Annotated in this window: 10 protein-coding genes and 1 tRNA gene; 6 read left to right on the top strand and 5 right to left on the bottom strand. The window is 44.9% G+C overall.

Annotation, left to right across the window (positions count from 1 at the left end; translation table 11 throughout):
* Nucleotides 1-208: 208 nt before the first annotated feature.
* Together BZL35_RS04405 and BZL35_RS04400 are read right to left on the bottom strand one after the other, a co-directional pair.
* Entirely contained in the window at nucleotides 209-1,735 is a 1,527-nt protein-coding gene (locus tag BZL35_RS04405; protein ID WP_106183031.1) for a fumarate hydratase, read from the bottom strand.
* 11 nt (nucleotides 1,736-1,746) lie between these two features.
* On the bottom strand, nucleotides 1,747-2,271 hold the full coding sequence (locus BZL35_RS04400; protein ID WP_106183053.1) for a TIGR00645 family protein: 525 nt from the start codon (nucleotides 2,269-2,271) through the stop codon (nucleotides 1,747-1,749).
* Nucleotides 2,272-2,822: 551 nt separating this feature from the next.
* Here BZL35_RS04400 and BZL35_RS04395 point away from each other — a divergent pair.
* Nucleotides 2,823-2,913, top strand: a tRNA-Ser gene (locus BZL35_RS04395).
* 408 nt (nucleotides 2,914-3,321) lie between these two features.
* Here the strand turns inward: BZL35_RS04395 and BZL35_RS04390 are convergent.
* Nucleotides 3,322-3,612 (bottom strand): H-NS histone family protein, encoded by a 291-nt coding sequence (locus BZL35_RS04390; protein WP_106183030.1) that lies wholly within the window; start codon nucleotides 3,610-3,612, stop codon nucleotides 3,322-3,324.
* A gap of 706 nt (nucleotides 3,613-4,318) precedes the next feature.
* Between BZL35_RS04390 and BZL35_RS04385 the strand changes: the two genes are divergently transcribed.
* Nucleotides 4,319-5,107 (top strand): SURF1 family protein, encoded by a 789-nt coding sequence (locus BZL35_RS04385; protein ID WP_245916352.1) that lies wholly within the window; start codon nucleotides 4,319-4,321, stop codon nucleotides 5,105-5,107.
* A gap of 239 nt (nucleotides 5,108-5,346) precedes the next feature.
* Here the strand turns inward: BZL35_RS04385 and BZL35_RS04380 are convergent, their stop codons facing one another.
* Entirely contained in the window at nucleotides 5,347-7,566 is a 2,220-nt protein-coding gene (locus BZL35_RS04380; protein ID WP_106183029.1) for an FUSC family protein, read from the bottom strand.
* Between the two features lie 163 nt (nucleotides 7,567-7,729).
* Between BZL35_RS04380 and recC the strand changes: the two genes are divergently transcribed.
* The 3 genes from recC to recD are packed head-to-tail and all read left to right on the top strand — an operon-like array spanning nucleotide 7,730 to nucleotide 17,042.
* Entirely contained in the window at nucleotides 7,730-11,107 is a 3,378-nt protein-coding gene (gene recC / locus BZL35_RS04375) for an exodeoxyribonuclease V subunit gamma (protein WP_106183028.1), read from the top strand.
* An 8-nt stretch (nucleotides 11,108-11,115) separates the two neighbouring features.
* Entirely contained in the window at nucleotides 11,116-14,943 is a 3,828-nt protein-coding gene (recB, locus tag BZL35_RS04370; RefSeq protein ID WP_106183027.1) for an exodeoxyribonuclease V subunit beta, read from the top strand.
* Nucleotides 14,940-17,042: an exodeoxyribonuclease V subunit alpha gene (gene recD, locus BZL35_RS04365; RefSeq protein WP_106183026.1), complete on the top strand. Its 2,103-nt coding sequence runs from the start codon at nucleotides 14,940-14,942 to the stop codon at nucleotides 17,040-17,042. The genes recB and recD overlap by 4 nt, the downstream gene beginning before the upstream one ends.
* A 154-nt stretch (nucleotides 17,043-17,196) precedes the next feature.
* On the opposite strand, the gene thiC is transcribed toward recD, so the two are convergent.
* Entirely contained in the window at nucleotides 17,197-19,113 is a 1,917-nt protein-coding gene (gene thiC, locus BZL35_RS04360; protein WP_106183025.1) for a phosphomethylpyrimidine synthase ThiC, read from the bottom strand.
* 741 nt (nucleotides 19,114-19,854) lie between these two features.
* Between thiC and BZL35_RS04355 the strand changes: the two genes are divergently transcribed.
* Nucleotides 19,855-21,318 (top strand): DEAD/DEAH box helicase, encoded by a 1,464-nt coding sequence (locus BZL35_RS04355; RefSeq protein WP_106183024.1) that lies wholly within the window; start codon nucleotides 19,855-19,857, stop codon nucleotides 21,316-21,318.
* The last annotated feature ends 104 nt before the right edge of the window (nucleotides 21,319-21,422 follow it).

Genomic DNA, 21,422 nt, shown 5'->3' with positions numbered 1-21,422 from the left:
CTCCTATACTTTGTTGGTAAATTTTACAGCCTTACATTGGCCACGAGAGTGATGCTGGGCAGTTAGTTATTTAAATTGAATCTAACTAACCTTCTCGATTCAGTACAACCAATCAATATACTGAACAGTATATTGATTGGTTGTACTAGCTAAAAATTTTACTGTTCTTATTCTGGTGCTTAATAAGCATCGCATTTAGGCTAATGTATTAGCTTTTTGCCAAGACTGGAATCTTTGCGATCTTGGTTTTCCATGTTTTTGGCCCTGTTTGGTGGATCGATACGCCGGTAGCATCAACGGCGACTGTCACTGGCATATCTTGGACTTCGAATTCGTATATAGCCTCCATACCCAGGTCTTCGAAAGCCAAGACGCGAGCTGAGCGAATTGCTTTTGAAATTAGATAAGCTGCACCACCAACTGCCATCAGATATGCAGCTTTATACTGCTTTATTGATTCAATGGCAGCCGGCCCACGCTCAGATTTGCCGATCATGATGGCCAGACCGGTTTTGGAGAGCATAATGTTTGTAAATTTATCCATGCGTGTTGCTGTAGTTGGACCTGCAGGTCCAACTACTTCGTCAGATACAGGATCAACTGGTCCTACATAGTAGATTGCACGCCCCTTGAAGTCGACAGGTAATGGCTCTCCTTTTTCCAACATATCTGAGATGCGTTTGTGGGCTGCATCCCGTCCTGTAAGCATTTTTCCTGAGAGCAGTAAAGTTTGACCTGACCGCCAACCCATGATTTCTTCGGATGTCAGAGTGTCAAGATTCACCCGTTTGCTCGTTTGGGTATCGGGTTGCCAGTGGACATTTGGCCATGCATCTAGTGATGGAGGTGTTAGCAGCGAGGGGCCAGAGCCATCTAGCACAAAGTGTGCGTGACGCGTTGCTGCACAGTTTGGTATCATCGCGACTGGCTTGGATGCCGCGTGCGTTGGATAATCAAGGATTTTCACGTCTAGCACGGTGGTTAGTCCACCTAGTCCTTGTGCACCAATTCCGAGTGCATTGACTTTTTCGAATAGTTCTATACGTAGTTCTTCGATCCAACTCTTTGCCCCACTTTGAATTACGTCTTGAATATCGATCGGATCCATCAATGATTTTTTGGCGAGCTCCATCGCTTTCTCTGCTGTACCACCGATGCCGATGCCAAGCATGCCTGGTGGGCACCATCCAGCGCCCATGGTTGGTACTGTTTCCAAGACCCAATCGACGATCGAGTCGGATGGGTTAAGCATCACAAATTTCGATTTATTCTCTGAGCCAGCGCCTTTCGCCGCAACGGTGATTTGGACCTTATCTCCTTCGACGATTTCATAATGAATCACAGCAGGAGTATTGTCTTTCGTGTTTTTTCGTTCGGTTTCTGGTGGTGAGACGATTGAAGCGCGTAGTACATTATCAGGATACAGATACGCTTGGCGTACGCCTTCGTTAATCATATCTGTGATGCTGCAGTTAGCATCCCACTGAACGTTCATGCCAACCTTCACGAAAACTGTCACGATGCCTGTATCTTGGCAGAGCGGTCGGTGGCCTTCTGCACACATGCGGCTATTAGTGAGAATCTGTGCGATGGCATCACGCGCTGCTGGATTTTTTTCGCGTGTATGGGCACGACCTAGGGCCTGAATATAGTCGGTTGGGTGGTAGTAGCTGATATATTGCAGGGCGCCGGTGATGCTCTGAATCAAATCATCTGATTTAATAATTGTAGACATGGGTGCTTGATTTAATGGGGATTATTCTCGGGGGAAAAAGTTGAGGCATGGTCATCATTAGTCATTTTATTGACCACTGCCATGACCACGGCTGAGAGTAAGAAGGAGATATGAATGACTACCTGCCAGAGGATTGTATGGGATGTTTGTGGCGCGGCGTCGATAAATGTTTTGAGAAGGTGAATCGACGAGATGCTGATGAGGGCCATCGATAGCTTGACCTTGAGCATACCAGCATTGACGTGATCGAGCCATTCAGGCTCGTCTGGATGGCCTTCTACCCCTAGTCGAGAAACGAACGTTTCGTAGCCACCGATGATGACCATAATTAGTAGGTTAGAGATCATCACGACGTCGATTAGGCCGAGTACAACCAGCATGATTTGCGTTTCGCCCATTGTGGCAGCTTCTGTGATGAGGTGTAAGAGCTCAGCGAGAAACTTGTAGACGTATACACTTTGGGCAGCGATGAGTCCAAGATAGAGCGGCAGTTGCAGCCAACGGCTGAAGAAAATGAGGCGTGGCAATGGTCGCATAGAGCGTGTGTGGAGGCCGGACATGGACATGGGGGTATTTAATTGTATATTCGTGAAACGAAAGTAAAATATCGCCGCCATTTTACAACGTATGGGTGTACAGCGGCAGCACATGTTAGGTTCTGCTTATTTATAGATATGAAACATCAAGAAGTAAGAGATAACTCAATTGCAAGCTTGAATTTGACATCATTGTTTTACAAATTTTTAATTGATCAATCAATAGGATATTGCGGTTTTGATATCGCGAAAATGTCTGGGTATTCATTGTTCGAGATATGGGGACGTTGGCGAGGGTAAAAAACGAGAGTCAGGTGGGTGTGAACTTGTCCATTTTTCTCAGATATTTCTTTGATAGGTATCACGTGCCTTCATGGATTGACCGAATTCCATTATCAAAGAATTGAACTTTAAATGGTTGACAGTGATGAGAGATCGTGAGAGGTGCGTGCTTCACTCATTAAATCTGTCGCTATTAGAATAATAGTATGAATGGATGACCCAATGTTTGGATTTCAATACATATGCCTGTTATAATTTAATAGGTTCTTGGAGAGATGGATGAGTGGTTTAAGTCGCACGCCTGGAAAGCGTGTATAGGTTAATAACCTATCGGGGGTTCGAATCCCCCTCTCTCCGCCAATTTTTGCCTATCTCCCCTGTTTAGAGGAATTCATTCATTTGACTCTGAATAGTCCTAATCTTTGTTAAAAAAAGTTGCATTGCTGGATTTCCCCCCAGAAGTAAAAAAGTTGAAATTCTTTCAAAGATTGGCGCTTTACTACATTTTCAATGCGCAAGAACATCCATAAGATGTTGTACTGGGTTTCTTTCTGATTCATATCCATTTTTTGTAGACTTTTATTTATTGGAGCAGTATTGATCTCATAAAAATAAAATAAACGTGTGTGGCGAAATTTCTAAGCATTACAGAAAAGGTATAAAGTTGGAACACCGCTAATCAGTAGTGTTCCAGTAAGTTTAAATAATTTTCTTCACCACATAACACTGATCGTTTTTCTTTAGAAGCTTCCTTAGTTCTTGACATCCTTACTTAATCAAAAAATTTTCTTTTGTTTTTCCAACCCACTTTGGTGCACGACCACGGCCCGACCAAGTTTCTCCTGTTATTGGATTCATATATTTTGCGGCAAGTGGCTTACGTATAGGTCGGCGGCGAACGTCAGTGGTTACGAAACCTAAGTCTTTCGGACTAAGGTCATAATCCCTGATTTTCTGTTTTATATCTGCAATCACTTCTGTTACTTCCTTGGCGCGCGCGTCTTCAATCTGCTTGTCAATTTTTTTGCGCTGTGCAATGAGTTCTTTATAGCTAGACATCGAAATTTTCCTGACTGATAAAAAATCGATTTAAAATAACATGTCTTTATTAAAAATAAAAAATTAATTTTTAATAAAGAAAAAATCGATCGATTTTTTCTTGCTTGCGAGGATCACTCTGAACTTATGGATTTTTATAAAGAAAAAACACGCAATCACGTTGTATCAGATGAAAAAACCGGCCTAATCGCACTACAAGTATCAAATTATTTTTGATTAAATAAATTAAATATAAAAAATAACTTTTTTTGATTCAGTATCCATATAATATTATGGATTTTTTTTATTATTGAGATGTGCATCCATGTTACCTTCACCGATTCCCATTTTATATAGCTCCAGTAAATTTTTGATACAGCCTTTCATTCGACTTGTGTAATTTTTCTATTTAACGTGTTAAAAGATTAGAGATCTAAAAAAGAAGTGATTTTAAAAAATTGATGATCACTTTTTTTATGCTTAAAACGGGGGATTCGCGGGTGATGTTGTTACCATTTACTTATAAAATTTTTGTAAAGACAACTCTTATTTTGATGTCGTTTAGCGCTATCTCCATCTAGATCGTCCTTACATGCTTTTTGAAGGGGATGCATAATGCTATCATGTACCTTTGAAATTCTACTGACAATTCATTACATTAAGTGATCCACATTTGGATAATGTTCCATCTCAATTAAAACATTATGTCGAGGACCATGATCCATCGATGTGTCCTGTCTTCAATGCAGAAGTTTCTTCTCGCAAATCGCGCGCAACGTTTGCTTTCATGTTTTTTGTCGTCATAGTTCTTTTAGTGTTCTTTGTATTAGTGGGGTTGGGCACTTGGCAGATATATCGCCGCACATGGAAATTGGATTTGATTGAACGTGTCGAGGCACGTGTGTATGCAACGCCAGTTACATCGCCTTCATCATGGCAATGGCCGCAGATAAATCGGGCTAACGATGAATACCGCCACGTTTCCTTGCGTGGCACCTATCTTTATGACAAGGAAACTTTTGTTCAGGCAGTCACGGAGTTCGGTAGCGGTTTCTGGGTTATTACGCCTTTTTTGCAAGAAGACGATGGTAATATCGTGCTCGTTAATCGCGGTTTTGTACCTCCTAAATGGCGGAAACAACATCTCGTATATCGTGGTCAAAGCGACATCAAGAATGTCACTGGTTTACTTCGCATCAGTGAACCGGTAGGTAGTTTTTTACAAAAGAATGATGCACTGACCGATAGTTGGTATTCGCGTGATGTACCAGCTATTGCGGAAAGTCGGGGGCTCAATCGATCGCAAGTTGCTCCATTTTTTATCGATGCTGATGCAACTTCGCCTGATTCTAATGACAGACCTGTCTTTCCCATTGGGGGCCTGACAGTTATTTCATTCACCAATAATCACCTTGTCTACTCGATTACATGGTATCTCCTAGCCGGAATGGTTGTGAGTGTGTCCTATTTCGTTGGACGCATGGAAATTTGGCAACGGTGCGTTTCTATAAAGTGAGAAGAGAATAGCGAGTGCTTTGCAGTGCGCTGATACAGATTTTTTATTTATAAAACACTGCAGCAACAAAGTAAATTATTGAGTTGATGCATGCCCATGACGAATTTTATATAAACCATTTTGCTTGCAGACCTAGATCCCATCTACTTTTTTTAGACCTTATATCAAATATTTTTGAAATAAACCTTCATTACGAGAAGGTAGTTAACATCGGTATTACTTTAATCAATTTATGCCGATTAGCCTGGTAGGCGGATCGTTCGCATATGGTGCAGAATTAGCTCGCTTGAGCGCAGCATTTGTTTAAGTTGATGCGTAATCAATTTGATTGCTTGTATGTGCTCTGGATTGGCGTCTGGTTCTTGTTCTAGAGCAATGACTAGTGCGTCGAGGCGAGGAGTATAAAAACGGAGCGCGTCAGATGAGGATTGGATATTTGTCTTTATGGGAGCAGCGGGTGCATCGGCTGCTTGAGTAAGGAGATTTTTTATGACCCAGATGACATGAGCGAGCTCTCCGCTTTTGTCTGCTTGTACATGACCTGCGAGGATTCTAGAAATTCCGGTGATGTGAGAAGCGAGTGCATGATTTTGCACGAGTAACTCGTTGAGTTCTGCGACGAAGACTTGTTTTGACTTTGGTTCAAGCATCATGCGATTGAAAGCTGCGCCAAAGTTTCCAAATGCAATATGCATATCTTTTCGCACGAGTCTGTAGGCGAAATCATTACAGTCGTCTCGATTTGCGCTGGCATGGATGAAGTTGCGTGTGGATTGTATTGCATTGCGTATGAGTGGACCCATTAGCCGGTATTCCCAGTAGGGGAAAAGATAGCTACATATTAATGCCGCACCAGAACCGATGGCAGTATCCAACGCTCGTTCGCCGATAACTGATAGCGAGCCAGGCAAGAGAAAGTGGGAGAGCAATAGTACATATGATGACATGAAAATTACCGACAACCTGTAATTGAAGAGCGCGAGGCTATTACCCATTACCATGCAAAAAAACATCAATCCGATTAGTATCCATGACTGGTGTACGAATGAGAGAACGGCCAGCACGCTTATGCAACCGATGAGCGTGCCAGAAAGCCGTTGGAAATTTTTTTGCTTTGTTAGGCTGAAGCCAGGCTTTAGGATAACGATGATTGTCAACAATACCCAATAGCTGTGAGTTTGACCGACTAGCATGGGCAAATTATTGCAGATTAAAATGGCTGCGGTTATAGCGATTGTCATCCGTAATGCATGTCGGAAACTTGGTGACGAGAATGTCAGATTCTTCAAAAGCAGTTTTGGCGAAAAATTTTGATGTGAAATGAAGCGGCTGAGCGCTTGGTCGATTTTCATTTCTGTATTCTTGGTATCGGTTTCAAGTATAGTATTTTTGTGCATGCGTTCAACGATTCGTGTGACACTCCAGACGCGACGGAATGTACTTGTGAGCGCTTGATATGGTTCAGTTGAGTGTTGTTGGATATTTTGCTTACGCATCGTCTCGATTTCATACTCGATCGCACGAAGTTCTGCACGCCAACTTCGGCGTGGAATGGATGACTGATTGATAGCAATCGCATAGCCGATCGTATCCACTTCCGTGGCGACCTTTAGAATCATGTCGCGGAAAAAGACAAGAATATCGTCATTCCGAAATTCTCGGCGTAGCATCGCGTAGTCCGTGTGGACCGCTACAATAATTTCGTGTAAATCAACGATATTGATAAACAGATTGAAGAGCATTGTGTGACCCTTGTCCAGGGTTCCGCGTTGCAATCTTGGCATGTTTCGCAAGATGATTTCACGCGCAGCTTGCTGCTTTTCGACAACGGTAACCTGTGCGCTGATGAGTTGGCGATAGCTGGTATCGAGATCTACTTGTGTATCGTAGAAGATCGCTTTGGCTTCGAGATATTTTGCCGTTACGAAGAAACATTCTGCTAATGTTTGTTGTTCGACACGAAACCAACACAACCGACATATCGCGAGGCTGAAGTAGGTGTACCAAAGCCCACCGACTAAAACAGCGCCAGCGGCAAGGGCTACTTGTTCATGCGTGAGGCCGACTTCGACATTGAGGACCATCATCATTAGGCATGCAAAACTGAGGAGCGATGCCCGGTAACCGTAGACCACTAGCATTGACAGAGAAAACGTTAGAATTAACGCTATTACCCAAAGCTGCCAAGTTGCTGCAGCGGTTGCTATACTTGTAATAAATACTGTGAGTGTTCCTAAGAGTGTGCAGCTAAGTAACTCGGTGTGTTTGTGGCGTAAGGGGCCATTGATGTCGACGATGCTGGCACATAGTGCCCCGGAGGCGACCTCCAACCCAAGCATGCGCATATCGAACACGCAGAATAGGACAAGGGTTGGCAAGAGCACGCCGATGGCTTGCCGTGCGCCAGTGAAGAAGTAATGGCTGTAGAGAAACTTTTTAATATTAGTCGGATAGTCCATGCGTCGGATTGATGGCCTCTTCAGTAAGAAAGTCTAGCGCATCGTATCAGTTACGAGAATTTTTTAGACAGGGTCTGAATGCAGCTGATGGGGTATTTGTTATGCTTTATTAATCCGTTTGAGTCATATTTAGTAGTCTTTGCTCTCCGCAACTGTTGTTTGCATGCTTAAATTTTTCTTTTCTAACCGATTCGATACGCTTGAAGCAGCTTTGTTGCGTGATTTGGCTGATATACCTACCAATCCGCTAGAGGGTGAAACTATCGTTGTACCAAGTATAGCTATACGTCGGCGGCTTGAGCTCGATTATGCTTCAGTATTTGGTATATGTACCAATGTCAAATTCTTCTATCTAGCCCAATGGCTGTGGACTATGTTCGGTGAACTTCTTCGTGTTCCGGAGAGTTCTCCATTTGCACCGGACCGGCTTGTATGGCCAATTTATCAGTGTTTAACCGAGCCTTGGGTAGCGAAATCACCTCGATTGGTTGCTTATTTAAATGATGCTGATGATGTCATGCGCTTCGAATTGGCAGATCATTTGGCGCATATTTACGATCAATATTTGACATACCGTCCTGATTGGCTTGAATGTTGGTGTTCAACTGCAATGATTAAGACGGGCGGCGCTGTTAACTGGACGGATACACAAAGAGATGATGAGTGTTGGCAGGCTGAATTGTGGCGACGGGTTTTAGTTTTGCTGAACATCCAAGAGCAGAATCCTACCCTGCGGGCAATTGATGCGATTGAGCAGCTCTTACCTAATACGTTGCCGTTGGGCTGGCCATCACGAGTGTCAGTATTCGCACTGTCTTCGATACCACCTTTATCTAGGGTACTGCTTAAGGTACTTTCTCGGGTGATCGACATTAATCTTTATGTATTCAACCCTTGTGAAAGCTATTGGTTTGACATTGTTCCCCAAAAACAGCTATCGTATCTCAAGATGCGTGGTGATACCTCGTATTTGGAAGTTGGACATCCATTGCTAGCCGAGTGGGGGCAGCAGACACAAGCCCATATCGATTTGTTGTATACAGATTTAGGGGCGCATGCGTTCGAGGATCGGGCCCTATTTCACTCCAATCCTCGAAGGAGCGTACTTGCTGCGTTTCAGAACGGCATCCTGTCACTAGATGATGGCAGTCATGGGACACCATACGAGATAACGGCCGATGGCACAATCGAAGTTAACATTTGTCATAGCTTGGCTAGGCAGATTGAAGTTTTGCATGATCGTCTACTTGCCTATTTCGATTCGATGCCTGATTTGAAACCGGATGAGATACTTGTCACCGTACCTAATCTAGAGTGTGCTGCGCCGTTAATCGATTCTGTATTTGGTGCTGCAAAGGCGCGTATCCCATACTCGATTACTGGATTATCACCGACTCGTATGAATCCTGTGGCACGTGCGTTAACAGCGATTCTATCGTTGCCAAAGCGACGTGTTGCGGTATCTGATCTTATTGAGCTGGCATGCACTGATGCGTTGGCATTGCGCTATAAATTAAATAGCAATGCACTGGATTTGATACAAAATTGGCTTCATGTTGCAGGTGCGCGCCGTGGTTGGCGTGGCGATGCCTTACAACGTTTGGAAGGAAATGACCCCCATGCCTCTAACATTAGCGGAGGTATTGGTATGGTATCCCACGTTGAGTCCCATACGCTTGGTGATGCAATGATGCGGTTGTTCCTTGGCTATGCATTACCTGATGGTGCTTTGCCTGTTGACGATTGGCTTCCTATTGGTGGTATTGAAGGTAGTCGGGCAGAGCTACTGGGCAATTTAGCTCGTCTTATTGATGATCTTGATATTACAACCCGTGCATTAGAAATGGAACGCACAGCAGTGGTTTGGCGTGATTATCTAATAGGGATTCTTGAGCACTTTTTTTGTGATGAGGTTGAACACGCTAAAGATTTTTCAGAAGTTCGTTTGGCCATTGAAAAAGTGAGCTATGCGATAAACGAGAGTACTCCGAATATAACTTTGCCGGTTGCTGTGATTGTGCGCGTGCTTGAGAAAGCACTGGATTACCCTGCGTATGGTGGGGTTCCTTCTGGTCGAGTGACGTTTGCACCTATGCCGAGTCTACACCTTTTGCCTTATCGTGTTGTTTGTATGCTTGGCATGGATGAAGCTGTTTTGCCGGGGCCCATGTGGGCTGATGAATTTGATTTAATGCGGGCATTTCCGCAACGTGGTGACCGTCAACGCCGCGATGAGGAACGCAATCTCTTCCTTGATTTATTACTAGCTGCGCAAGACTGTGTGTGGATAGGTTATACGGGTCGTGGCATGCGTGATAATGTTGTATTGCCTCCTTCCACAGCAGTTGATGAGCTACTCGATTTTTTGGCTAGTCTGCTGGCACCTTCTGAGTTGGGTTTTGATGCTGAAGCACGTGGTTTGGCCCGTCGTCAATTCATCATTGAACATCCATTACAGCCATTTTCTACTGCTTACTTCGATGGTGAAAATGCCTCCGCATTGTACAGCTATGATGAAGCCAATGCCGATGTTGCACGGGCACTGCTAAAGGCTGAGGATTCTTCTATCCCACGGTTCGTGACGAAAGCATTGCCGGTAGCTGTTGAGTCAACTATCACACTTGATGACTTAATTCGTTTCTGGCGGCATCCGGGACGTGCTTGGGCACGAGCACGACTTGGTTTGATGATTTTTGAGCCAGTAGAATTTGATAACAATGAGCCGTTTCTACTCGATTGGGCTGGGCGTAATGCTCTAGCTGCAAGATTGCTGCCACGTCTATTGGCTGATAGCGGTGATGGAGACACGTCAATGCGTGTGTCTGAGTGCATTGCTCGTGTTAGTCACGAGTTTCCCGCAGGTGCAATGGGGACGGTGTGGCGTAATCGTGAACTAATTGGCTTGCATAGATTTTCTTCGAAAGTACGTGATGCCAAGACTGAGTGCACGGGTGAAGCTCTGGTGGCTTTGACGCTAAATCCGAACTTGCCACTGGAATGGACGAGCGAAGCCTATGAGGAATGGTCAAATGATGCAACATTGTTTGCACCTTGTCTATTGCAAGCACGGCTTGCTACCCTCACGCCACAAGGCTTAGTGATGTACCGTTATGGTCCCTGCCGTGCGACCGATTTATTGGGGGCATGGTTGTCACATTTGGCATTATGCGCTTACTTATCGGTTAAGGAAGATGCAATTATGAATTTTTTGCCACACACACAATGGTTCGGCTATAACGATAGTTTTTCATTCAAGCCAGTGGTGGACGCGAAAACTTTACTAGGTAATTTGATTGCTTTTTACCGCCTTGGTCAAACGCTTCCTTTACCATTTTTTCCACGTACCAGCTCGTCCTATGCAAGAAATGCTTCTGTGAAAGAGGCTGCTGCTGTTTGGGAAGGCTCAAATTTTGCTCACGGTGATTCCGATGATTCTTATACGAAACTGATTTGGCGAGGAGTTTCTAATCCGATCGGTGCAGAGTTTAGGATGTTGGCACGCGTGATTTACGGTCCGCTTATAGCACACCTTGAATCATAGGAAGGATCATGAATTCGTTCTCCGAACTCAATGTGTTCGATTGTCCACTCGAAGGTTGGAGTTTGATAGAGGCCTCTGCCGGCACAGGTAAAACCTGGAATATCTGCGTACTATATGTGCGTCTTTTGTTGGAAAAAGGATTCCCGGTCGAAAAAATTCTCGTGGTTACCTTTACTAATGCTGCGACAGCGGAGTTGCGTGACAGGATCCGGTCACGCTTGTCAAGCCTCGTAGAGGCAATGTCAACCTTCTTGGTCGATGGAAAAATTGAATCGGATGATGAGGGTATCGATAACTGTGATCTGAATGTCTCCGATGATCCGTTAATAGCTAGGCTAATTGTAGGATTGATTAAACGTGGTGAGTTGACCGTAAAACTCATTCGTCAACGACTACAAGCAGCGTTGTTTAGCTTTGATCAAGCAGCTATTTATACAATTCATGGATTTTGTCAACGAGTGCTTGCGGAGGTGCCATTTTCTGCAGGATTGCCGTTTATCTGTGAACTTACCCCTGACGATAGTGCTGTACGCCAGGATCTTGCTGTTGACTATTGGCGTACTACGATTGAGCCAGTTGCATCAGTTGATATAACTTTTGCGGCGTGGCTTGTCGACAAAAAATATTCTCCGCATACGTTGATGGAACAGTTGGAGCGTCGCCTGAAAAAGCCAATGGCAATTTTAGACTGGCCTGAAGGGATCGATGATGTGACTCAGCTTCACAGGCTGGACTCATCGAGCCATATGCTGGCGAATCACTACGAAGAGGCGCGCGTATTGTGGAAAAGTTGTGCGTTGGATGTCGAGGTTCTTATGCGGGAGGCACTTCCGTTTTTTAAGGCGAATATTTATAACGCAGTTTCTTTGGCGCAATCGATTTCCGCGTGGGATTGTTACTTCTGTGCGAACGATCCTTCCGCACTGCTGCATGATAAAGCAACATTGTTGAGTAAAGAACGGCTCATCAAAGGCTGTAAAAAAGGGCATCAGCCGCCAGAACATTTATTTTTTCGATCGGCAGAGGCCTTATTATTGTTACGATCTGCGATGGATACTGCGCATAAGCTAAGCTGGCTAAAATTGTTGCGGGGATGGATCATGCTATCGCCAGAAGCGCTGAAAGAACGTAAACGTATGCTTCGCATGGTATCGTTCGACGATTTGCTCAGTAATGTTCGTTCTGCGCTCAGACAGCATACTGCGTTAACTAAAGTGCTTCGTTCACGCTATCCAGCTGCTTTAATTGATGAATTTCAAGATACTGAACCTTTACAATTCGATATTTTTAGTTGTCTATATGGCGAACTGGAAGGGTATCCTGTGCGTGGTCCGATGTTTATGGTGGGTGATCCGAAACAGGCTATTTATAGTTTTCGGGCAGCAGATCTCCATACTTATTTTTTGGCTCGAGACGATTCGGATACTGCTTATACGCTTGCAGTTAATCAACGCTCTACGACGCCAATGGTTGCAGCCTGTAACCGCTTTTTCGAAACAAATCCAAAGGCGTTTATTCTTGACGGATTGGAATATTCACGAGTAAGTGCATGCCATCGCACCCGTCCACTTTTGCATGATATTTCACAGGTAGCGGACTTCATTGTATGGACCTTGCCGGAGATTGTGCTCGAAAATGAAGGCGCTACAGCAAATTCCCAGTCGATTTTAACGAAGGAGCAGGCAGAGGAAGCGGCATCGCGTGCTACAGCATTTGAGATTGCTCGATTATTATTCGATACTTCCAAAGGCCCTGTGACTCTAGGAGATCGTCCATTACATCCAGGAGATATTGCCGTAATTGTACAGACACACCATCAGGGCGGCCAGATCAAATCAACATTGGCGACTTATGGAATCAAGAGTGTGGAATTGGTCCAAGTCTCCGTTTTTGTTAGTGACGAGGCTGATTCAATGCTGCGTGTGCTGCAGGCGATTGAAGCGCCAGGTGATATTCGTGCTTTGTGGGTGGCGTTGTCAACAGAACTGTTAGGGCTTGATGCGAATGCTTTGTATCGACTTCAGAATACTGAAGCCTCAGATGAGGAAGTGATTACGTGGATTGAGCGGTTACAACGTTACCATCAATGCTGGATAGAGCATGGATTCGCTATCATGTGGAGGACATTCATGCGTGAGCTTGGGTTGGCTGCTCGACTTGTTGCCAGCCTTGGCGGTGAGCGTCGCTTAACGAACTACATGCATTTGGCAGAACTATTGCAAGTACGCTGGGAAGAGCGGCCAGTGATGTGTTCTTTGTCACGCTGGTTGGTGTCTCAGCGTGTAGCAGATAGTGTTGGAGAAACACAATTACGTTTGGAGTCTGATCAGAATTTGGTGCAGATCGTGACAGTACATAAGTCTAAAGGACTCGAGTACGAGATTGTCTTCTGTCCGTTCCTGTGGGACAGTGCCATATCTGATTCTTCTGGGATGTTGGGTTTTGAATACCATGATAGTTCTAATAATAATGTCATTGACTTCTGCGAAAATGGTTCCGTTGTGGGTGCATCAGCGTTGCTGCGACGAGAAAAGTCAGCAGAACAAGTGCGATTGTTCTATGTTGCATTGACACGTGCTGTACATCGTTGCTACATCGTGGCAGGTCTATATAAGTCTCGCAATACGACTAAAGAGGCTTGTAGTAGCATGCTCAACTGGCTTGTAGCTGGCGCTGGTTGTTCCTTTGAAGATTGGGCGGCAGGGAAGATGTCATCGGAAGTCATCAGTGCAGCCTGGCGTAGGTTTTCTGGTGCTCCCATTGATGTATTGCCGATACCTATAGCGGCCAATGTACAGAATCAATTGCGTATCAAAAGCTCAACAGAGGCGCCACTTATGGCTCGTGTGAACCATCGCACATTACGTGAGGTCTGGCGTATCGATAGCTTTTCCGGAATACTTGCTAGTGTCAACACTCGAATACAGTCGGGTGTTGATGACCACGTGTATACACTTGATCGTATCAGACCAGATTATGATGAGCAGGTCAATATCGAGCCATCGTCATGGTTATTTCCTCATAATGAGGTTGCTGCATTACCGGCTGAAGATATTCTTTTTTTTCCGCGAGGCCTAGTGGCGGGAACATCGTTGCATCGATTGTTTGAGTTGGCTGATTTTCAGGATCCTGCATCTTGGGCGAATACAATCAATCAGGTGATGCGTGAGACGCCTCCTGCATCAAGTTGCGATAACGTTGAAGTCTGGCATTCTATGATGATGCGTGTGTTAGAAGACACGGTATATACGGAGATACGGCCAAATCTGCGGTTGGCCGATATTGGTTTATCGGATAGGTTGACAGAAATAGAATTCATTTACCCTGCACAAAATGTGCGATTTGATGCATTGCGCACGTTGCTTAAGCAACATGGTTATCCTGATATTTCACTTGATACTCGGACCCTTCAGGGTTACATCAAAGGTTTTATTGATCTTGTATTTGTTCATGAAGGGCGCTGGTGGATCCTCGATTGGAAATCCAATTACCTTGGTATTTCGCCAGAGTGCTATGGAATGGAAAGCGTAAAAAAAGCCATGGGAGAATATGGTTATCATTTGCAATATCTTCTATATACGCTGGCGTTGCATCGTTATTTAAAACGGAGATTGCCTAATTACGATTATTGTCGTGATATCGCGGGGAGCTTATATCTATTCGTGCGTGGTGTGCGGCCCAGTTGGAGGGTGAAAAGCGATGAGAATCTCTTGCCGGCAGGGGTCTACTTTGATAAACCAACATGGCGATTTGTTGATGCTCTTGATAGATTGTTCAAGTCTGCAGATAGCGATAGCATGCTTTCCGAGAAATTGCTTGATCGCAATATGCTATGAATATCAATTTTTTAGAGCGAAAGACTGACATTACCACGAATTGGCTCGCGGATGGATTTGCACGTCGTATGATGTTATTGGCGCATGGCAATGGAGCTTCTGATCTGGTTTGTCAACGCATTTGGCATATGTCATTAGCGGTGAGCCAAGCAACCGCCGACGGACATGTTTGTGTCCCGTTGGCAAATTTTTTAGATGAACAGTTGAATGGAGAATTATTTCCTGACAAAGCTGCAGCATTGTCAGTGTGGCGTGAATCGTTAATCGTCAGTGGTTTGTGCGTCCGTGCGATACCGGCAGCTATGGATAGTAGTGAAGATGCATACCCCTTAGTACTTGACAATGATGATCGCCTTTATCTGGCACGCTATTATCGCTATGAAGCTAGATTGGCAGCTGCACTGGCCAGTCGTTTATATTCGAGACATGGCAATGATGCGAGCTTGACTTCTGAGGATAAAACGAATTTGTATCGCTACTTCGGCAATAGCGTGATTCATAATACAGAAAGCGTGTATGAGTTGAACTGGCAGATGGCAGCCGCTGTATTAGCGATGCAAAGGCGTTTTGTTGTCTTAAGTGGTGGGCCGGGTACTGGTAAAACTACTACGGTAGTTGGTATTCTGGGCTGTTTACTTGAACGTCAGCCTGATCTACGTGTTGCGATGGCAGCGCCGACAGGGAAAGCCGCGCAGCGCATGCAAGAGGCAATGACTGCGCGTGATGATCTACTCTCAAATGTGCGAGCTGCATTGCCGAAAAAAGCATTAACACTACACCGCTTGCTAGGTCTGTTGCCAGAAACTGTCAGGAATCCTGAGCGTCGATTCCGTTATGATGCACAGCATCCCTTACCTTATGACTTAATCATTATTGACGAAGCCTCCATGGTGGACTTGCCAATGGCGACACAATTGCTAGAAGCGATGTCTAATGAGACTCATCTTGTGATGTTGGGTGACAAGGATCAGCTGGCGGCAGTGGAAGCGGGGGCCGTGTTTGCTGAGTTAAGTGCTGTGTGCAGGTTTTCGTTGGATATGCAGAGAAAATTTATGCAGGTACTCGATTGGCCTGAGGTGATGAAACCGATGTTGTCTTTTGAAGAATCGAGGAATCGGCCATCCTTGGTGATGGAGGATTCTGTAGTTTGGCTCGAACGGAATTATCGTTTTGGTGCTTCGTCTGCTATTGGACGCTTAGCAACGGCGATTAAACTAGGTCGTATAGCTGATGCACGGCTTGAATTGGTTCCAGATGCTGTCGATGATGTTGATTCATCGTCGATTCCCGGGATGTTTACACCACAAAAGACATTCGAGAATCAGAATAATCTAAAAGACGATCTCGTCCGTTTGTTCGAAGATAGTGGCTTCCAATTATCTAGGCATCACTTGAATGATATCGTGTCTTGTTATGCAAACTATCTCAGTGTGTTGTCGCATTCCATCGCCTTATCCAAAAAAATTGATGTCTCAGCAGAAGGGTCTACGGAGACATCATCACGTATCGCGGAAATTGTTACACCAGTGTTTACTGCATTTGGACGCTTCCGAGTTTTGTGTGCTACCAGAGGAGGGTGGCGTGGCGTAGAAGTTCTGAATAAACAGCTCGCGGCGTTATTGGCTGCTCAGGCTGACTTCATGATGGATGGGGGAATGGGTAGTCACACATGGTTTGTTGGTAGACCAGTGTTGATCACACAGAATGAATATCGATTGATGCTTTTTAACGGAGATGTTGGCATTGCGTTGCCGTTGGGTCCAAAGGGTTTGCTGCGTGTCGCATTTGCGACGGCGGATGGAGGTGGCTATCGACTTTATTCGCCTGCAAGTTTGCCGGCGCATGAGACTGCTTTTGCAATGACTATACATAAATCACAAGGTTCAGAGTTTGAGCGTGTAGCGATTGTTCTGCCGGAGCAAGATAATCGAATTTTGACTCGAGAGCTTGTTTATACCGGGATTACTCGTGCGCGAAAACAGGTGATGATATATGCACCTTGGACAGTTTTAGCCTCGGCTTTAGGTAGGTCGGCACGGCGTGATGGTGGCTTGTCTGTGCGTCTCCGAGAGGCGTTTTTGGTCTTAGAAGGTTGTTAGTTTTGGTCTTGTGCCGAGAGAATAGTGATGTAATGTTTGAAGATTGATTATCTGTTCGATTATTTTTATAGATAGCTTGTTTATGCTGATGGCATCTTTTTGAAATCAACCTTCATATTGAAGGTTGATTTATTGCGTTCATTTTTTCCGGTAGTTATGTGCGTTGATAAATCTCAGCGCCTTGTGTGATGAATTCCACCGCTTTGGCCTCCATACCTTGCTTCAGCGCAAATTCTTCAGTGAGACCTTGTTTTTTTGCATAGTCGCGAACGTCTTGTGTGATTTTCATCGAACAAAAATGAGGACCGCACATCGAGCAGAAATGTGCTACTTTAGCCGAATCTTTTGGCAACGTTTCGTCATGGAATTCACGAGCTTTGTCTGGATCGAGTCCAAGATTGAATTGATCTGCCCAGCGGAACTCGAAGCGAGCTTTGGACAGAGCATTGTCACGAATTTGTGCGCCAGGGTGTCCCTTTGCTAGATCGGCGGCATGTGCAGCGAGCTTATATGTGATGATACCTTCCTTTACATCATCCTTGTTGGGTAACCCGAGATGCTCCTTTGGTGTTACATAGCATAGCATGGCTGTCCCATACCATCCGATGGTTGCCGCACCAATCCCTGATGTGATATGGTCATAGCCCGGTGCAATGTCCGTTGTTAATGGACCGAGTGTATAGAATGGGGCTTTATCACAATACTCAAGCTGGAGATCCATGTTTTCTTTGATCAGTTGCATCGGCACGTGGCCAGGACCTTCGATCATGACTTGTACATCATGCTTCCACGCGACTTGGGTTAGCTCACCAAGTGTTTTGAGTTCAGATAATTGAGCTTCATCGTTGGCATCATAAATTGATCCTGGGCGTAGACCATCGCCGAGTGAGAAGGCTACATCGTAAGATTTCATGATCTCACAGATGTCTTCAAAGTGTGTATACAAGAAGCTTTCCTGATGGTGCGCTAGACACCATTTTGCCATGATTGAGCCACCACGACTGACGATGCCCGTCATGCGGCTTGCAGTCATTGGCACATAGGGTAGGCGGACGCCTGCGTGGATTGTAAAGTAATCGACTCCTTGTTCGGCTTGTTCGATCAGGGTGTCCCTGAAGATATCCCAAGTGAGATTTTCAGCTTTGCCGTTTACCTTTTCCAATGCCTGATAAATGGGTACTGTGCCGATGGGCACAGGGCTATTGCGAATGATCCATTCACGTGTTTCATGGATGTGCTTACCCGTTGATAAGTCCATGACTGTGTCACCACCCCACCGGATTGCCCAGGTCATTTTGTCAACTTCTTGACTGATCGATGAAGTGATGGCCGAATTGCCGATGTTGGCGTTTATCTTTACGAGGAAGTTTCGACCGATGATCATCGGTTCCAATTCTGGATGATTGATATTATTTGGGATGATGGCGCTACCGCGAGCGATTTCTGAACGGACAAACTCTGCAGTGATTTCTGTTGTTAAGTTGGCACCGAAATTTTGTCCAGGATGCTGACGCGTCATCAGCTTAGCTAGGCGCTTACCTTGTGGGCCGGAGTTATACAGGGTTTCAAGATAAGTTTCACGGCGTAGATTTTCACGGATGGCAATATATTCCATTTCTGGCGTGATGGTTCCATGCCGTGCGTAATGCATCTGTGTCACATTTTGGCCAGGTTTTGCACGACGAGGGGTACGATGAAGTCCGGGAAATCGTAGTTCTACAGTTTTAGCATCTGAGGCACGTTCGCGACCGAATGACGAGGTGAGGGCTGGCAAAATTTCAGTGTCGTTTCGCTCCTCAATCCACTTTGTCCTCATAGCAGGCAAGCCTGAACGGATGTCAATCTTGGCATTCGGGTCAGTGTATGGACCAGAGGTATCGTAGACAAAGATAGGTGGATTTTTTTCGCCGCCGAAACTGCTTGGTGTATCAGCCTGTGAGATTTCACGCATCGGTACTTGAATGTCAGGTCGAGAGCCTTCAACATAAATCTTTCGTGAATTAGGGAATGGTGCGATCGCAGCTTCATCGACGCGTGCATTTGCTGAGAGAAACTTGGGGTTTGCATTCATGGGACGATTCCTTTACAAGCAAGGGGGCAGCCAGACAATTCGGAGGAAATGGACGCAAGCATTGTTCTGACGGCTCATAGAGCACAGGATGGCTAATCAGAGCTAGGGTTTAGGTTCTAGTAGATGTCTCATCTGGAATTTTACTTTAGTGGCGTTGGTTTTGCTCGCTGGCAAACGATATATTGATAGCTAGTAATAGCAAAAGCGTGGCTTTTACGTTGGGTTAATTAAATTATATTCACAATATAATTTTCATGGACATGGTGTTAAAACTCTTACCTCCATAGCTCGTTAGTTTGGATTTTTATACAGAGGATTTTTTGTATTCATTGTCTGCAAAATCCCAATCGTTTATTTTCCTTACTTTGTATATATACACGGTGAGAATGTAACCTAATAGGTGGTTTTTCGAGATTAAACGTACTTTAGTTGGATGAATTAATCTGATATCACTGGCAATATTGGAATATTTTTTTGTATAGATGCTAGAGCTGTATTCGCGAGGTGCTCTATTTAAAGATTGTTCTAGTGTTACAATGACGTGTGTTCCTGTTTTCTTCGCCGGGATTGATTGATAGTGACCGTTACGTCCGGCGTTTGGACGGACAGGCTTGCTGAGCTGAGCGGCACCTGCAGATTACAAATATTTTATTCACTTCTTGGCTTAATTAATATACGAGCAACTATGCTAGCGTGGTGTCCACGTGTTGTTCTCCATCTAAAAGACATTTACCATTCATAATGGCTGAAGCCAATTCTCTTTCAACTGCTGATTTTGTGAGCTTCGGGCTTCATCCAGATATTTTGCGCACCCTTTCTGAACAAGGGTACTCCAAGCCGACACCAATTCAAGCAAAGGCAATTCCTGTGGCGTTGTCTGGTCGTGATATGATCGGCGCAGCTCAAACAGGAACGGGAAAGACTGCCAGTTTTTTGTTGCCAATCATCCAGCGGCTTCTGTCTGATGCAAACAATAGCGCATCGCCCGCGCGACATCCTGTGCGCGCATTGGTTTTGACTCCAACACGAGAATTGGCTGACCAGGTTGCCATGAACGTCAGAGCGTATGCCAAACACACGTTGATTCGTAATGCCGCTGTGTTCGGTGGTGTGGGTATGAATACCCAGATTGATGTCTTACGTCGAGGTGTTGAGATTCTGATTGCCACTCCGGGCCGATTACTCGATCACGTGCAACAGAAAACGGTAAATTTAAGCCAAGTGAAGATGCTTGTGTTGGATGAAGCTGATCGCATGCTTGACATGGGTTTTTTGCCCGACCTGCATCGCATTCTGAATCTGCTGCCGAAACAACGCCAGACTTTACTATTCTCGGCTACTTTTTCAAACGAAATCAAAAAACTAGCGTCCGGTTATTTGTTGGATCCACTGACGATCGAGGTTACATGTGGAAATTCCACAGCTGACACCGTTGAACAGGTTGTGTATGAGATTGATGAAAGAGCTAAGTGTTCCGCTGTCGTGAATATTCTTAATAAATTTGATTTCAAGCAAGTCATAATATTTGTGAATAGTAAAATCGGAGCCAACCGTCTGACGCGTCAACTTGGGCGCGATGGAGTGATTGCCTCCGCTATTCACGGTGATAGGTCTCAACTCGAACGGATCCAAGTGCTTGAGGCCTTTAAAAAGGGTGAGATTCAGGTGCTTGTTGCTACAGATGTGGCAGCTAGGGGTATCGATATTTCTGATCTGCCTGGTGTAATTAACTACGATCTTCCATATAGTCCTGAGGACTATATTCACCGTATTGGTCGTACGGGACGGGCAGGTGCGGCGGGTATGGCAATTTCGCTGTGCTCATCGAATGAGCGCAAGTATTTAGCAGAGATTGAAAAGCTGATTAAACGCGCGTTAAAGCGTGCTGAACCACTGCTGGAGCCTGTTTGTTTTTTGCGCGATAAGGATGTAGACGGCATGGATGCAAGACCTATGGCGACGATCGCCAAAGTCGATATGAAAACCAGACGCTTATCACTGTCGGAAACTCGACATCTCGTGCGTCCGGAAGATGAATTCTTTTACAAACCTTATCAACCTTCCTTGATCTCAGACAAGGTGGGTAAAGCAACATCTGATCCTGTTGCTTTTGCTTGCGGTTTTGGGACATCATTGAAAAAAAAAGGTCAAAAGCGCCAAGTATCGGCATTGTTGGCTGGTTTTCCTCGCAAGGTGGATCCTTAACATATTCTTAATTTTTGTTTTTCCAATAGCAAAATTTGCTTTTAGAGCTTTTTGATCTTGAAGTTGCTTGCTTAATTTTTTTCACATTCCGATGGGCGAAAAAT

The sequence above is a fragment of the Candidatus Pandoraea novymonadis genome (assembly GCF_003004665.1).
In the GTDB taxonomy this organism is placed as follows: domain Bacteria; phylum Pseudomonadota; class Gammaproteobacteria; order Burkholderiales; family Burkholderiaceae; genus Pandoraea; species Pandoraea novymonadis.
Note: the sequence above shows the minus strand (reverse complement) of the source record. Positions and strands in the feature narration are given on the sequence as shown.

What these genes read in the sequence shown, in the direction of transcription:
- BZL35_RS04405 (WP_106183031.1), bottom strand. Translation starts at nt 1,735, where the DNA reads ATGTCTACAATTATTAAATCAGATGATTTGATTCAGAGCATCACCGGC.
- BZL35_RS04400 (WP_106183053.1), bottom strand. Translation starts at nt 2,271, where the DNA reads ATGCGACCATTGCCACGCCTCATTTTCTTCAGCCGTTGGCTGCAACTG.
- BZL35_RS04390 (WP_106183030.1), bottom strand. Translation starts at nt 3,612, where the DNA reads ATGTCTAGCTATAAAGAACTCATTGCACAGCGCAAAAAAATTGACAAG.
- BZL35_RS04385 (WP_245916352.1), top strand. Translation starts at nt 4,319, where the DNA reads ATGTGTCCTGTCTTCAATGCAGAAGTTTCTTCTCGCAAATCGCGCGCA.
- BZL35_RS04380 (WP_106183029.1), bottom strand. Translation starts at nt 7,566, where the DNA reads ATGGACTATCCGACTAATATTAAAAAGTTTCTCTACAGCCATTACTTC.
- recC (WP_106183028.1), top strand. Translation starts at nt 7,730, where the DNA reads ATGCTTAAATTTTTCTTTTCTAACCGATTCGATACGCTTGAAGCAGCT.
- recB (WP_106183027.1), top strand. Translation starts at nt 11,116, where the DNA reads ATGAATTCGTTCTCCGAACTCAATGTGTTCGATTGTCCACTCGAAGGT.
- recD (WP_106183026.1), top strand. Translation starts at nt 14,940, where the DNA reads ATGAATATCAATTTTTTAGAGCGAAAGACTGACATTACCACGAATTGG.
- thiC (WP_106183025.1), bottom strand. Translation starts at nt 19,113, where the DNA reads ATGAATGCAAACCCCAAGTTTCTCTCAGCAAATGCACGCGTCGATGAA.
- BZL35_RS04355 (WP_106183024.1), top strand. Translation starts at nt 19,855, where the DNA reads ATGGCTGAAGCCAATTCTCTTTCAACTGCTGATTTTGTGAGCTTCGGG.